Source organism: Paenibacillus sp. LjRoot56, from assembly GCF_964253335.1.
In the GTDB taxonomy this organism is placed as follows: Bacteria; Bacillota; Bacilli; order Paenibacillales; family NBRC-103111; genus Paenibacillus_E; species Paenibacillus_E allorhizoplanae.
Genome location: NZ_CAXURV020000001.1, coordinates 1679954 through 1696504 on the forward strand (window position 1 = coordinate 1679954; position 16551 = coordinate 1696504).

10 protein-coding genes are annotated in these 16551 nt (G+C 38.2%); 8 read left to right on the forward strand and 2 right to left on the reverse strand.

Annotated features, from left to right (window positions below):
* Position 1 precedes the first annotated feature (1 nt).
* The 3 genes from ACSQ8O_RS07490 (at position 2) to ACSQ8O_RS07500 (ending at position 3324) form a co-directional block, all read left to right on the forward strand.
* Positions 2-553 carry an acyltransferase gene (locus ACSQ8O_RS07490; protein WP_436241057.1) on the forward strand — a complete coding sequence of 184 codons (552 nt, stop codon included), beginning with the start codon at positions 2-4 and terminating at the stop codon, positions 551-553.
* Between the two features lie 156 nt (positions 554-709).
* Entirely contained in the window at positions 710-1780 is a 1071-nt protein-coding gene (locus ACSQ8O_RS07495) for a glycosyltransferase family 2 protein (protein WP_436241058.1), read from the forward strand.
* Positions 1777-3324 (forward strand): lipopolysaccharide biosynthesis protein, encoded by a 1548-nt coding sequence (locus tag ACSQ8O_RS07500; protein WP_436241059.1) that lies wholly within the window; start codon positions 1777-1779, stop codon positions 3322-3324. The genes ACSQ8O_RS07495 and ACSQ8O_RS07500 overlap by 4 nt, the downstream gene beginning before the upstream one ends.
* A 990-nt stretch (positions 3325-4314) precedes the next feature.
* Here the strand turns inward: ACSQ8O_RS07500 and ACSQ8O_RS07505 are convergent.
* Positions 4315-5502, reverse strand: coding sequence for an acyltransferase family protein (locus ACSQ8O_RS07505; protein WP_436241060.1), 1188 nt, complete (start codon positions 5500-5502; stop codon positions 4315-4317).
* 1021 nt (positions 5503-6523) lie between these two features.
* On the opposite strand from ACSQ8O_RS07505, the gene ACSQ8O_RS07510 reads away from it, so the two are divergent.
* Positions 6524-8623 (forward strand): right-handed parallel beta-helix repeat-containing protein, encoded by a 2100-nt coding sequence (locus tag ACSQ8O_RS07510; protein ID WP_436241061.1) that lies wholly within the window; start codon positions 6524-6526, stop codon positions 8621-8623.
* A 57-nt stretch (positions 8624-8680) separates the two neighbouring features.
* Here ACSQ8O_RS07510 and ACSQ8O_RS07515 read toward each other — a convergent pair whose 3' ends face one another.
* Positions 8681-11095, reverse strand: a complete 2415-nt coding sequence (locus ACSQ8O_RS07515) for a right-handed parallel beta-helix repeat-containing protein (RefSeq protein ID WP_436241062.1) — start codon at positions 11093-11095, stop codon at positions 8681-8683.
* A gap of 476 nt (positions 11096-11571) precedes the next feature.
* On the opposite strand from ACSQ8O_RS07515, the gene ACSQ8O_RS07520 reads away from it, so the two are divergent.
* From ACSQ8O_RS07520 to ACSQ8O_RS07535, 4 genes are read left to right on the forward strand one after another with little or no spacing between them, the layout of a single operon-like run.
* Positions 11572-13398 (forward strand): polysaccharide biosynthesis protein, encoded by a 1827-nt coding sequence (locus ACSQ8O_RS07520; RefSeq protein WP_436241063.1) that lies wholly within the window; start codon positions 11572-11574, stop codon positions 13396-13398.
* A 16-nt stretch (positions 13399-13414) separates the two neighbouring features.
* On the forward strand, positions 13415-14290 hold the full coding sequence (galU, locus tag ACSQ8O_RS07525; protein WP_056608942.1) for a UTP--glucose-1-phosphate uridylyltransferase GalU: 876 nt from the start codon (positions 13415-13417) through the stop codon (positions 14288-14290).
* An 11-nt stretch (positions 14291-14301) separates the two neighbouring features.
* Complete coding sequence (locus ACSQ8O_RS07530) at positions 14302-15456, forward strand: glycosyltransferase family 4 protein (protein ID WP_436241064.1); 1155 nt, start codon at positions 14302-14304, stop codon at positions 15454-15456.
* A complete protein-coding gene (locus tag ACSQ8O_RS07535; RefSeq protein ID WP_436241065.1) occupies positions 15441-16550 on the forward strand; it encodes a glycosyltransferase family 1 protein in 1110 nt (369 codons plus the stop codon). The genes ACSQ8O_RS07530 and ACSQ8O_RS07535 overlap by 16 nt, the downstream gene beginning before the upstream one ends.
* The last annotated feature ends 1 nt before the right edge of the window (position 16551 follow it).

The window sequence follows — 16551 nt, forward strand, 5'->3', positions numbered from 1 at the left end:
TATGATGATGAGAAGGATACTTACCTCTGTAACAATCCGCATTAAGAACAAGCTAAACCCACCTAAATCAGAATTAGAACAACTAAGGGATAGGGGCCTGAAATACGGTAGAAATTTCGAGTTTTACAATAGTTTGATTGATCAAGGGCACTGCTGGCTCGTAGAAATTGGGGATGACGTCACGATTACGAATAGTACAATTTTGGCCCATGATGCAAGTACGAAGGCTTATATTGGTAAGTCCAAAATAGGCAAGGTAAAGATTGGTGACCGCGTATTTATCGGTTTCAATAGTGTTGTGTTATGCAACGTGACCATCGGCAATGATGTAATTGTGGCAGCGGGATCGATCGTTACCAAGTCAATTCCTGATAATAGCATCGTAGCCGGCAATCCGGCACGTGTTATTGGTAAAACGTCAGAATACATAGAGAAGCATAGAGCGAATTTAGCTGTTAAACCCGTGTTTGATACGTATTGGCCATATAAAACACAGGATCAAATTAAAGAAATCCAGGAAGGACTTAATAACGATTACGGCTATGACGAATGAATGGGTAAAAAATTCGAAAGATACAAATGTCAATCATCTCTATATTATTTATTTGTTGGTTTTACTAAATACAGCCATTCCTTTTTTGTTTACTTATAATTAGGAATTGAAGATTAATAAAACAAGGAATATAGTGTTCTTTATAAAGGACGTTAAATGAATTTAAAATACAATACAACGAACGGTAGGCGATATCATTTGAACTATATTAGCATTATTGTTCCAATGTACAATGTAGAGAAATGGATTGAGAGTTGTATAAGCAGTATCCTAAACCAATCCTTTTCAAATTTTGAACTAATTCTTGTAAACGATGGATCTCCTGATAAGAGTGGCGAAATAGCAGATGAATATGCAAAAAAAGATAGCCGAATAAAAGTAATTCATAAAAATAATGGCGGATTGAGCAGTGCAAGAAACACAGGAATTAATGCTGCTACTGGAAAGTATATCGCTTTTGTTGATTCAGACGATCAAGTCTCAACAGAATATTTGAGTCATATGATTCAAGTTGCGGAAGAAAATAATTGCGATACAGTTGTGTGTGGATATCAAACAATACCAAATAACGTGCAAGTGGTTCCAAAATATACACTCAATAAGGTCGTGAGTGGAAAAGAACTCATATTAAGTTCGAGCAAAGTTCACTCAAATAATGATTTGTGTTTCTCGCCTAGATTTTTATTTAATTTAAACCTAATGAAGAAAAAAAATATAAGATTCAATGAAAAAGTATTAATAGCTGAAGACACTATTTTTAATTTGGAGTTTTTACTTGAGTCAAAACGTACTTATGCAACCTCAAAAATATTATATTATTATACGGTTAATAATCCAGACAGCATTATGAGAACACCGTACAAATCAAACCTTGAAAGCAACCTAGTGCTTCAGTATCAGATTAAGAAAGAGTTATCAATTAAATTCCACCTGTTTGAACATAAACACTATAGGAATGATATGTCCGATTACTACATTAAATCCATACTGCCTATGATGAAAAATAATCTTCACAATAGTAAAGACACAAATAAGATAGCAGGTCTTACAAAGATTATTAATTATGACATGTTTAGGGATAGTACAAAAGAAATTGGATTCTCATATAAAAGTGAAAACATTAAAGAATACCTGTATTACTTGGCAATAAAGTTTAAGCTAATGTTTTTATTGAAAAGGGAGTTTCAAGGTGTGAATTCACAGTTGGGAACAGTGGAGACCCAATGAGATCAATTAATTCAATAATTAATATTTCAACTGGGTTAGGAAGTCAAATAATAATTAACTTGCTGAGTTTTTTCTCTAGAACTGTATTTATTGGTGCATTAGGTGTTCAATATCTAGGTATTAACGGCTTGTTCACTAATGTTCTAGGAATGCTCTCATTAGCAGAAGCAGGAATAGGGGCAAGTATTATCTATGCTCTCTATGCTCCTGTAGCAGAGAAAAACTATGATAAAATAAGTTCACTAATGAAAATGTACAGGAATGCATTCAGGGTAATTGCAACTGTGATTTTTATATTAGGCCTTTCTTTGATGCCATTTTTAAAATACTTTGTTAAAAACACAAATCTTGATAACTTACACTTAATTTTCTTTTTATTTTTGATAAGTACTGTATCCACGTATTTTTTTTCCTATAAAATTTCATTACTCAACGTGAACCAAAAAGGCTACATTTCAACTGCTGTCTATACAATTTCATCAGTGTTATCTACATTAATAAAAATAGGCATTTTAACCTATACAAAAAACTATATTCTTTATCTAATAATCGATATTCTTATTACGCTAATAACTTCGATCATACTTTCATTAATCGTGAATAAGATGTATCCTTTTCTTAAAAACAAAGTTACGAGCAAGTTAGATGGTGAGACAAAAAAAGGCATTATTAAAAACATGAAGGCGTTAGTCCTTCATCAAATAGGAAGTTATGCAGTATTTGGAACAGATTCCATTATTATTTCTAGTTTTGTGAGTGTTGCCGCGGTAGGATTGTATTCCAATTACTACATGTTGATTAATATTTGTAGGACATTTATTAACCAAATATTCGATAACGTTGTTCATAGTTTAGGAAACTTAGTTGTAGAAGAAAGTAAATCAAAAGTACATAACGTTTTTAAAACAACGATGTTCATGAACTTTTGGATCTATTCTTTCTTTACGATTTTTTTGTATATCATCATTGAGCCTTTTGTTATTATTTGGTTAGGCAAAGATTTTTTGATGGCACGTAGTGTGCTTATAATTGTCATGATCAATTTCTATGTTACTGGCATGAGAAGATCTATAAATATGGTCAAACAAACCTTTGGTATTTTTCATGAAGATAGATATGCTCCATTAATTGAAGCGGCAATAAATCTTGGTGTATCTCTTATATTAGTACAATATATGGGAATCGCTGGAGTTTTCATTGCAACTTTGATTAGTACACTTGTTATTCCATTCTGGATTGCACCTTACTTAGTTTACAAGAAAGCATTCAACCAGCCTCTTCGAGAGTATTATTTTATTTATGTATTCTATGCCGCAATTGGGTTTGGAGTACTTATGATTACTGAATTTGTCTCAAGCCAGATCGAGACAAATAGCATTGTCTCATTGTGTTTAAGAGGGCTTATTGCTTTAGTTATTCCCAACTTAGCTTATATTTTAATATTTTATAAAACAGAACATTTTAAGTATCTTATTGGAATAGTAGAACAATTAAAGATAAGGTTAGTGGGTATTAAAAGAAGAAAAATAAGTGAGTCAATATAAGATTCCCTTTAATCTCCTAAAGCCTAACATACACCATTCATTGTAAAATTACATTTTTATTATGATAATTACTATTGTGATTATGCTGACTAAGATAGATGTGATACCTAGATTGATGTGGTTGGCAGAATGTATCCGTTTCTGAGGAAGGTACTAAGTAACTCGATTCAAAGTCCAAAGGCAATATTTTCCTCATGGATAAGATCGTGTTGATTGTTCTGGTAATTACTTTTTACGAACGAGGCATGCGGAATTCCATCAGTGCGGTGAAGACAACTGCAGGCATTTTTCACGAGGATCGGTTTGGGCCATTATGCCAGGCTGTAGATTCGTATTGCAGGTTTTTAGGTACCTTGATAAGCGCAATGCTAGTTCCTTTTTGGACGACGCCGTACTTTAGAGCCTACAGGACTCCCTAAGTCGAAAAAATCGAGTTAGGGAACTCAGACCAGCCCTACGGGGCTTTTGTGCGTTTATCGGGGCTCAATCTTAATAAAGTCATTCGTTTGAGGACTCCTAGTATGTTTCAGATTACCTATTTTCTATTCAGGAGATAAGTGAGCCAGTCGTCTGGGGAAAATGAGCCTTCTTTCCAGAAGAAGGAGCCACCTGTTTGTGGCGGCCCCCATTAAAAGAACGATTGGATAGTTTTAAGAACTTTGCGTTTCCGTATGGTGTTCATGCCTTCAATTGTGATCGTGTAAGATTCACATAGTTGCAGCGTTTGAAATTAAGATGCACTGCTGATAATGATAGCTGAACTGAGGATATATAAGGGGGATACGATATTTGATCATCGTATGAACTCCTCACGAATGATTTGCATTAGAGTATTTCGATAGCGCATAGGAGTCATTCCAACAGTGGGTAAATGTGGTGGCTCTCACCCGCCGGAACGATGGCTCAATTTGCTTCTAGGTTCTTCCATTTGCCTGCTTTTTCAGCCTCAATCTCCCTATGAAATTGTAGTTTTGTTTGCACTTGTTAGGGTTACAATCTTATTGGATAATCACGCTTCACATTTTTGGATTCTTCATTAATATTGTTTCCATCTTTATTGCGTGAAATTAATAGTCTTCCTAGCATAATAGATGGTTTCTCGATATAGAAGAACATCAGACTAGCCACTACAAATGAAACTATTAGTGATATAACTAAAATAACACTTGTGGGCACACCATGACGATGAAGTAACTGAATCATTGTCAATAAAACTACTACATGAATCAGGTATAGGCTATATGAGATCTTTCCAAGAAAATTAATGAATTTATTACGCAAGAACCCTGATATGACAGTGGAATTTAATGCGAAAATTATGATAATTGATGCCCCAAAAGTTACAAACCAAGAATCAATTACAGTTCTATAGAACGGTGAAATGTCACTATAAATAAAAGTTTTAATTACAAACGAAGGATGAACTAGCAGGTATACTCCCAATCCAAAACAAAAAAGTAGAATCTTATGTATACGAGTGAGTTTTATAAACTTATAAGATATTTCATTTCTATACTTTGCAAGTAGAGCCCCAACAATAAACATCCCAGTGTAATTAAGTGTAGCTGCATGTTCTGTACCAGTACTTTCAGAAGTAAATAATTGATAAGCAAGAATAGAGATCAGAGTAAGTACTGAACAGAGTACAAGACTTTTTTTCCAATCAAATTTCACAATCAAAATCATAACAATTGGAAAGATAATCGAAATTCTCATTTCATGAACTAGTGACCATACGACAGGATTTAAATTGCTCAGAAAAGTACCTAATAATAGAAAATGGTCCCACAAAATATTGATATTCAGTGAATCTCCCCAAAACGAGTTAATCCAGTCACTTAGGTCACTTTGATTTCCTCTATAGAACAATTCTCTGGAAGCAATTGATAATAATACTGCTGCTAAGTATGGTAAGTAGATACGACAAAATCTCTTAATCATAAATGTAACATATCGAGACTTGTTTCCCTTAAAGTACTGTAATGAGAGTACAAATCCGCTTAAAACAAAGAATAATATTACGGACTCGCCACCTGAAATAAACAAGCGGAGAGGACTAAGTTCGAAAATCATCTTTGTCATGCCTGAAACTAATAATACTTGGTAAAAGTGAAAGAAAACAACAAATAAAGCAGCTACTCCTCGTAAGGAGTCCAGTTCCTCAAATCGCTTATTCATGATAACCCCCGATAAAACGTATTAAGAACTAGAAGATTTGTTCTTAATAACGAATATATCAACCGTAACGTAGAATATCAAGAACTATTTTAACAAATATATCCAAACGTAATCTCAATTAGAAGGCTATAGATGATAAGTTGATTATTAAATAGTCATTGTAGAGAAAAGGAAATAGTGATAAAATCAATTATTGTTCTTTATAAAGAACAAGTTATTTAATATGGTTGTTTGCGAAGTTAAAGGTCAATAAGCATATTATCAAAACAATTGTCACTTTTATTATGATATGGATTATCTTATTAATTTTAAACATTAATCTTAATAACGAAAATCAATTATCGGTATGGGCACTACTATATGAGTGAAGGACTAGTTCGTGGGTTTTACTTCAATCCAGTTTGGTGCACGTGTATTTACATTTTTGCTCATCAAGCGGTATTATCTCTAAACTACTGTCTACTAAATACTTAGTATATCTAGGAGAAATTAGTTTTTCATTTTACGTGATACACCTTTTGACGTATGGATACTTCGAGTACCTACACTTAAATAAAGCAATAAATTCAATTATTTGTCTTTTTATTGCTCTAATCCTAAGCGCCTTAATGTACAAGTTCTATGAAGAACCAATTCGTAAAAGGATTCGCTTTGGTCGCTCAATGAGGAAAGAGAAAGTGCGATATATCGAAACAGTTGTATGAAAACAATGTATTCTCCACGCCGACTTTCCTGCACAATCAGAATACATAGTAATCCCACAAATCTACAATTTGATCCGAATAAAAGTTAAAACGAGCCGAGAAATATCGCTCTTTTTTTTAATTCTTGATAGGGAACAATATTAAGAGCGTTATTACCTGAATTCAAATATTTCTGAATTTTTTAAGTTCAATTTGTTCATTATAAAGAATTTTTTCTTTTATAAAATCCATATTATGGTATAATTTAAATGTTGTGCTATCTCAAGGTGATGTCTAAGGAGTGCAAAAAATTTAAAGTGAAGGATTGAAACCACCTCATGTTAAGATTATTTTTACTGTTTTATGCAACTTTCCAATTATTTCTCCAATCTTCCGCAAATCATGTAGATTCTCAGAATACATCTTCTCCCCCTAGTTATGAGCAGCCAATCATTTCCCAACAAGATCAGCAATCTACTTCCCAACCAAGGCAGGAATCTACTTCCCAACCAGAGGGAGTTTACCAGCTTGAATTAGATCGATGGCAAATTTACAATGATAATTCTCATGCTGTTGAAACAACAAATGGTTTTAATAAAGCTCTTCAATGGGCTCATGAGAAGGGTTTCACTGTATTTAAAGTACCAGCAGGAACGTATCTTATTGCCAAAGGTAAAAATGGAACGGATGATCCTGAAGGGCGAATTAATATGGTCAGTGATATGACATTCATGCTTGACCCACAGGCAGTCATTCAGAAAGAAACCAATAGTTATCAGGATTATTCAACGTTATTGGTTGGTGTAGGGATGAAAAATGTCATCATTACTGGAGGTACTTATCGGGGCGATCGGGACACGCATGATTACTCGAGTGGCGGCACCCATGAAAGCGGGTATGGCATCTTATTTCAAGGAGCAATTAATTCAAGGATTGATGGGGTGAAGGCATTAAACTTCACTGGGGATGGCCTTTGTGTTGGTGGAGGAGGAGGGTTTATGCAAGATGTTTATGAAGATGGTTTTGAGTCAGGAGGCTTAGACGATTATGGCAGTCCAATTGCGGATTCCACAAAAGTTAGAACCAAGATGAGCTATAAACTTACCCACGCTTCCTTTGATCTGACACATGCTTTCATTGTTGATAATGGTCAACATCTCTCATACGTATACGATATTTATTTTTATAAAGAGGATGGCATATTCCTTTCGAAGATCAAACAACATAAACAAGGTCAATATGTTCAAATCCCTCAGGGGGCGCATTCAATTCGCCTAGCATTTAGTGGTAAACCCGAGAGTGGGCAGTATGTAGAAATTTGGAATAGAGTGCAGTCTACGAATGTGATTGTGCAAAATTCAGAGTCTTCCTTCAATCGTAGACAAGGGTTGACGATTAACGGGGGCAAAGATATTCTTATCCAGCACAATTCCTTTCACGATATAGGGGGAACTGGAGGTACAGCGCCAATGGCTGGCATTGATGTTGAAGGTGGAGCTGGAGATAATGGCTTTATTAACGAAAACATTATGATTAAAAACAATGAATTTTACAATAATAGTCGTTATGATGTTATTTTCTATGACGGGCATAATGGCACGTTAGAAAACAATCATTTGGCTTCCAAAGGAGCCATCGGCCTCGCTGTATCGGATCCTTTCACGGGCGCTGTAATCAAGGATAATCACTTTGATGGAACAAGCATTTATGCGAGTCATGATGTAGCATTCATCGGGAATGTCATGAACGATTCTAAGACACACTTTGAGGGACCGCGAGTCGATATCAAGGGAATGACATTCAAGGATGCGATTCTCTCTATTAGCAGTACCATACCCTATGGGGTTACTGCATCGGATATCCAAATTCAAATAACAAAGAATACGGCAGAAGCAGGTTTAACCATTTGGAAAAACCCTGTTCACCTTACGAATGTAACTATACAAGGGGCACCTGCTCTTCGCTCTGTAACAGGAGAGGCCTTGGACGGAAACATTTTCGATAACCTGAAAGTTCTCGGATATAATTCCAAGTATGGGTTGGAATTGCCGCCCGGCACTTATAATCAATGTGTGTTTGAAGCCCCTCAAGATCAAGGAATGATTGGACCAGGTATAGGATACGCAGGAACTTACCAATTTAATGAGTGCTCCTTTAAGGGAATTGGCTTGCAAGCAGGCAACGCCGGGTTACATCTAACCGTTCAGAATTCAATATTCGAAATTACAGGTAATAGGTCTGCCATCGCCATAGATGCTGCAGCTTCGGTTGAAATCTCTGGTAGCAGATTCGACGCCATGCAGCTCTCTACGGAATATCCTGCGGAAACCATCCGATTAAAAGATGATGATCAAATTCAGAAAGTTTCAATAACTGGTAATACAATTACAACGAATATAGAAACTGCAGGTGTAACTGGAGATTATGTGAAAAAATAAACCTAAAAAAAGGAAGTTCATAGGGTATACCCCCTTGACTTCCTTTTTGCTCATGGGTTAAATAGTAAGATTTTCGAGCATGCGTGTATTTGCATTAACATCAACGACTACGTTACTGAATATACTTCTTGCAACAGTCATAGATTTTGGTCGCGTTAGCCAATGCATATTGATATTCGTGTTCTCCAAATAACTGTTCGTAATGACAGCAATATTGGTATTATCTGACTTGCCAATATTTGAATTTAGGAAAGTGCTCCTATTATTGGTTACATTGCCATTGTAGTTAACCCCAACATTCTGAAATAAGCACTGATCTGCAATGATCTTCCTCGTATACTGCGTGTCTGTTGATCCCAGATTAATATCCCCACCAAGGATACCGGTTTTAACACGCTGAAATGTGCAATTGCTAATTTCACAGCTTTCAAAGTTAGCTCCGCCCTCAATCACGGTTACGCCATCTACCAGGATGGGTCTTCCTACGTAGTTTGCTGGTGATACAATTTCAAGCTCATAGTTTTTAACGGTAATATTTCTAAGCACACCACCACTTAACAACAAGGCGAAATTTTTGGTTAATGCGTTATCATTTCGCCAATCTCTTTCAACGGTAATATCTGAAATGTAGCATCGGCCATAATTGTATCTACTAATGTTATACCCACTTGCTCCGGCGTCTGTTAAAGTAATTGCTGTTCCATTAGCAGACTCTGATACTTTGAAGCTATTGTCGGTCACGCTTACGGTGTAATAAATCTTTTCTACACTAATGCCAGTAGGCACTTTACCAAGCCATTGTTCGAAAGTAATCTTGGCCCCATTCCCCATACCGTGAGGAGCGTTATAGGAGAATGTCGAAGTAGCAACAGTGACAGTTGGCATGCCAAAATATCCAGTCAAACTAGCTCCTGTGAACGCACCGTTCTTGATTTGACAGTTCGTAATGACGGCTCCAGCAAGATCTGCAATCGTAATATTCGCATTATTACACACTGCGCCATTCAGGAAATTATCTCCTTTGACGACAAGCTCACATCCGATTAGTGTATTATTCAAATATTTCACATACATGTTGGATGGATAAGAGCTAATACCGCCAACATTGTAACCTTCAAATGTGTTATTCTCTAAAGTGACATTATACCCATCGGCGTTAACGAAATGCCCGCGGCTATTGTAAGAGATATAGTTATCTTTAATATAGATGCGTGTATTAAGCTCTAAACCAGGTTGATTAAATTCAGGTCGGTAGGTAGGAATATTAGTCTCTGACCACATGGATTCAATATCTATGCCGAACATGGGGGAAATGCCATCTTCGGTTACGCCATCATCTGCTTTACCGATATGATGAATTTTATTGTTGATAATCGTAATGTCTGTTGATCCGATTAGGGAAATGCCTTGACGTCTGCAATGGTGGAGGTTGCAATTTTGAACGGAAATGAAGGAGCCCATTTGATCTTGTTTATAATCGCCTGGGTTTAGTTTATATTCTAACCAGGTCGTCGTAATTGCGTCTCCTGTGCAATTACTAATATCCACATTGAATATTTGGACGTTATTAGCACCATAGAGATCTATGCCATGTCCCCATTCATGGGTATAATTCTGAGCATCTAATTTAGCATTAATTTGCGCAATTTGGGCATCGGTTAAAGGTGAGGAGGTGATGTCAACGGTAAAGATCATTTTGTTGGCATTGGCGATATCTGCCACCCAACCCCGTCCTGCTGGCGCAGCTGGAGCGAATAACCCATTCGTCCGATAACCAGCCAATGTACTGCTTGAAATCGTATCTTTATATTGGTAGAAGTTGTATCCGGGATTGCTGATACCAGGTATTGACCATAATCGAAATAGTTGCAGCATACCTGGATTACTATAGCGATCAACAACCTGGCTACGAATAAAATTGGGGTTCGAATTCAAAGATCCATCCGTATTTACGCCGCCTCTTACGAATTTAATACCTAATTGATAAATATGCGTTTTCTTATCACCAATGACAGTGCCGCCAGAAATGATGACATCATTAACACCCTTCATATAGAAGATGCTATACCAAGGGGATGAATTCGTTTCCAATTGTAAGATACAGCCATCAACCATTTCAAAATGCATACTACTTTGCATAATAATACAGGCAAAGGTCGTACTATCCATTTTCAAGGCATATGTGCCTTTAGGCAATACACAATGCGTAAACCCTTGCGATTTAGCCCAAAGTAGGGCGTCATTTATGCCTTTAGTCGTGGCCGCCGAGTTTGTTCCATCATTCTTAATCGACCATTTGACCAGATCAATTACATAGGATGCTGAAGTAGTTGAAGCAGATGGAGCGGGGGAAACCGGTTGTTTCGGAATCCAACGCACGGTTGATGCATCATAAGTTAATACATCATTGTTGGCAGGCAGCTTGGTGGTTAAATTAACATCATCTAAATCACTAAGGTTTGCTCGTATCATCCATGTTCACCTCTTTCTATTTTTTTTTGTTTATATTAAGGTATGAGTTACTAGATAAAAGTGATCGGGTGTAAGACTAGAAGGCTCGCCATTATTTTGTTATTGACATGTTCTTTATAAAGAACTACAATGAAAATAAGTCAACACAGCTATATTATGGCTCTTTTTTTTCATATAATTGTTCTTTATAAAGAATAATTATATGTGAAATGTTCTCTATAATAGGAACAAGGCGAATTAATAGAGTGTCGTTCTTTATAAAGAACGTTCTTTTAGCCCATTCCGGTGATGCCTCCTTACCGTTATCAATGGATGCACTCGATCATGCTGTGGGTTTGACAAAACCTTAGACGCGAGTCGTCAAAAGTGTGGTGCGAGGCAGGGTTAGATGCCCTATAGCGTATTAAAGGATTTAATTATATGGTCTTTTTCCAAAGGCCTTATACTTAAGTACTTTAGTGAAAGGGTGAATTTATTTGTCATATCGCCAACGATTATCCTTATTAGTCTTTGTTGACTCTTTTATTGTCTTAACATCGATTTTTGTAAGCCGATTTCTATTGAGCGCAGATCTTCATGTCATAACATTACCTATGGTTGTCAGCTCAATTACATTGCTGCTAAGTCATCATGTGTTTTCATTTCGATACAAGCTTTATAAAAAAGCTTGGGAGCATGCGAGTATTGCCGAATTAATATTTATCGTAAAAGCAGTTAGCTTTTCAATTGTTGTGGTTGCGTGTATTCAGGAAATCATGGCTCAGGATATTTCTTTTCGTTTGCTCGCTGTAACTTGGATGATTCACATTTTGCTCATTGGCGGATCTCGTTTCTGCTGGCGGCTATTTCGGAGTACCTATATTAAGAAAACAGGAAAGAAGCGAACTTTGGTTGTAGGGGCTGGTTCCGCAGGACTAATGGTTGCCAGGCAACTCATTAAGAACAACGATGCAGAGCTAGAACCGGTTGCTTTTATTGATGATAATGCTCGCATTCACAATCTGGATATTCTAGGCATACCTGTTGTAGGCGGGATATCTCAGATTGAACGAACCGTGAAAGAAATGCAAATTGAGAATATTATCATTGCAATTCCTTCTCTAGGGAAACGGGATCTCAATAGTATCGTACAGGAATGCGCCAAAACGACAGCCAAAACTCAAACCCTGCCCATGTTAGAGGATCTTGTAACAGGTAAGCTTTCAGTCAATCAATTCATGGACGTTCATGTTGAGGATCTATTGGGTAGGGAGCCAATCGAGCTCGATATCGCAAGTATTTCTGAGTTTGTTACGCACAAGGTGGTCTTAGTAACCGGTGCAGGAGGGTCCATTGGCTCTGAAATTTGCCGTCAGGTTTCTAAATTCCAGCCTAGCAAGCTTATCTTACTAGGGCACGGAGAAAACAGTATTTATTCCATCGAAATGGAATTGAAGGACATATGTGAGTACGCCCAAACGGAATTCATTACCGAAATTGCTGATATTCAGGACTCTCGTAAAATGATGGCCGTTATGAATCGACATCGCCCTGATGTCGTGTACCATGCGGCAGCTCATAAGCATGTACCGTTGATGGAACGCAATCCCGAAGAAGCGGTTAAGAACAACGTGATTGGTACGATGAACGTCGCGATTGCAGCAAGCAAGTATGAAGTGAATACCTTCGTCATGATCTCCACGGATAAAGCTGTGAATCCAACGAGTGTTATGGGAGCCACGAAACGAATGGCCGAAATGATTATTCAAGACATGGATAGAAGCAGCAATACGAAGTTCGTAGCCGTCCGATTCGGCAATGTGTTGGGAAGCAGAGGCAGTGTCATTCCAAGGTTCAAGCATCAAATTGAAAAAGGCGGTCCCGTATCGGTCACTCATCCGGATATGATTCGCTATTTCATGACGATTCCGGAAGCATCTCGACTCGTTATGCAAGCTGGTGCATTAGCTAAAGGGGGAGAAATTTTTGTCCTCGATATGGGTGAACCTGTGAAAATAGTCGATCTGGCCAAAAATCTAATCAAACTTTCAGGTAATTCGGTGGAAGATATCGGTATTGAATTTACCGGAATGAGACCCGGAGAAAAGCTTTATGAGGAGCTTTTGAAGGCGGATGAAATCGAAGAACAACAAGTATATCCGAAGATTTATATCGGCAAAACGGCGGACCTATTTATGGAGGAAATCAAAGAAACCATTTCCATTTACAACACATTAGATAAGGATAGCTTAAGAGAGCATTTGCTTAATATTGGAAATAGCAATGTTCTTCTTTTATCCAAGAAACTATCATCTGTAGGCTGAAAAGGAGCAATCATTTATGAAAGTTAGAAAAGCCATTATTCCAGCTGCTGGTCTGGGGACAAGATTCCTACCAGCAACGAAAGCAATGCCGAAGGAAATGCTGCCCATTGTTGATAAACCGACCATTCAATATATTGTTGAGGAAGCTATCGAATCGGGCATCGAAGATATTATTATTGTCACGGGTAAAGGGAAAAGAGCGATCGAAGATCACTTTGATAACTCCTTCGAGCTTGAGCAAAATTTATTAGAAAAGCAGAAGTTCGAGCTGCTATCGGAAGTGAAAAAGTCTTCGAATGTAGATATTCATTATATTCGTCAGAAGGAGCCTAAGGGCTTAGGGCATGCGATCTGGTGTGCACGTAAATTTATTGGCAATGAGCCATTCGCGGTTTTGCTTGGGGATGACATTGTTCGAGCGGATAAGCCATGCTTGCAGCAATTGATGGAACAATATGAGTACCACGACGCATCCATTATAGGCGTGAAGCACGTACCAGACGAAGAGGTGTCCAGGTACGGGATTGTGGATGGCTTTGAGTTAGAGAACCGACTACATAGTGTCAATCATCTTGTTGAGAAACCGCTCAAAGAATTAGCACCCTCCAATTTAGCGATCATGGGGCGATATATTCTAACACCCAAAATTTTTGAGATTCTCAATAATCAGCAACCCGGAGCTGGAGGCGAAATCCAGTTAACGGATGCGATCGCACAACTCAATCGGATCGAATCGGTGTATGCGTACGAATTTGAAGGTACCCGTTATGATGTTGGGGAGAAAATGGGCTTCATTCAAACGACAATCGAATATGCGTTGCAACGTAAAGAGTTACGATACGGTCTATTGAAATATCTTTCCGAACTAATGGAGAAAGAATTAATTAAATAGGTGATGCCACGATGTCTAGAAAAGTATTGTTTTGCGCAACGGTTGATTATCACTTTAGGGCTTTTCACCTGCCTTACTTGAAATGGTTCAAGGATCAGGGCTTCGAGGTTCATGTTGCTGCGAGTGGGAATATTGAGCTTCCTTATGTTGATGCTAAGTTTGATATTCCGATTCAGAGGTCGCCGCTCCACCGAACGAATCTAGATGCTTATGTGGCGTTGAAGTCCATCCTTGATGAGAACAAGTATGATATTATCCACTGCCATACGCCAATGGGAGGTGTGCTGGCTCGTCTAGCCGCACGGTCTGCCCGTAAGAAAGGGACTAAAGTTATTTATACCGCGCATGGCTTTCATTTTTGCCAAGGTGCTCCTTTGTTTCATTGGCTAGTTTATTATCCATTAGAGAAATTCTTATCTTATTTTACGGATTGTTTGATCACGATTAATGAGGAAGATTACCTGCTTGCTAGGAAACGTGGGTTCCGTGCGAATCAGATCGAGTATGTGTATGGAGTTGGCGTTAATACAACACGGTTTCAACAGATCAACGAACTGCATAGAGCTGAAAGAAAAGTATCCATGGGTTATCAACCAGCGGATATTCTTTTATTTTATGCGGCAGAATTTAATCAGAATAAGAATCAGCAGCAGCTCATAAGAGCATTAGCTCATATTCGCAATGAAGCGCCTCATGTCAAACTGTTGCTTGCTGGAGAAGGAGCGCTACAAGTGCAATGTCAAGAGCTTGCTAAAGAGCTTCAGGTTGCTCAACAAGTGGATTTTCTTGGTTATCGAAAAGATATAGATCACCTGCTTCCTATGTGTGATATTGCTGTTGCATCCAGTCTGCGTGAAGGTCTGCCCGTGAATATTATGGAAGCGATGGCCTGCGGACTCCCAATCGTTGCAAGTGACAACAGGGGTCACAGAGAACTTGTACATGACGGTAATAATGGTTGGCTGACTTCTCCACATGATCATATAAGAATGGCAGAGAAGCTTCTGCTCTTAGCTGGCGATAGGGAATTGCGAACCCAGTTAGGCTCGAATGGGAGACAAATGGTTGAAGCCAAATACGCCATTGAGCAAGTGTTACATCAGAAAAGCGCAATATATTCTCGATTTATGGACGAAAAGGTGGAGGTCATGTGGGCGATGCAATAAGAATTCTGCATGTCGTTGTCAATATGAATAGGGGGGGAGCAGAGACCCTTCTAATGAATTTATATCGAAATGTAGATCGAACGAAGATTCAATTCGACTTTCTAACTTGCAAACCAGGAGCCTATGATTCGGAGATTACCGAGATGGGAGGGATTATTCATAGAATCCCCTACGTGTCGGATAGTGGACACGCGAAATATATCCAAGCCTTAGATCAATTCTTTGTTAATCATGCAAACTACAGGATTGTTCATGCTCATATGGATAAAATGAGTGGTTTTGTATTACGTTCAGCCAAGAAGGCTGATATTCCCATTCGCATTGCACATAGTCACAATACAAGCAGTGAAGGCGGCGTAGCGGCTAAAGCTTATAAATGGTTTGCAGGTACATTCATCGCTTCCTGTGCCACTCATTTCCTGGCTTGCTCGAATATGGCAGCACAGTGGCTATTCGCTAATCAGCGAAGCAAAGTGATGTTGATGAAGAATGGGATTGAGAGTGAGCAATTTGCTTATTCGCCATTGGTAAGAGAGGAAATAAGACGAGAACTGCAGCTTCCTCCTGAGGCATTCGTGCTCGGACATGTTGGTAGGTTCAACCATCAGAAGAACCACGCTTTTCTCATCGACGTATTTGCCCAATTGAATCGAGAGAAACCCAATACGATGCTTGTACTAGCAGGTGATGGACCACTCCGAGAAGAGATGGAGAGAAAAGTGAAGTCTCTTGCTTTGCAGCATAAAGTCAAATTTCTTGGTGTGCGTAGTGATATTGCACATTTACTCCAGGGACTAGATATGTTTGTATTTCCCTCTTTACATGAAGGCTTGCCGGTGACACTCATTGAGGCACAGGGAGCAGGACTACCTTGCATGATCTCGGATGAGATTACGCAGGAAGTGGATATGGGTATTCGATTGGTAGAGCGATTGCCGCTAGCTGATAAAGAGATTTGGGTTCATCAAATGAAGGTAGTGATGGCCAGAAACAAATCAAGACGCATACCTGCTTCATCTTTATCTAACCAGGGGTATGATATCCGCAATACGGCGGCTTGGACCGAAGGTTTTTATCTAGGTATTTCGAGGTGAT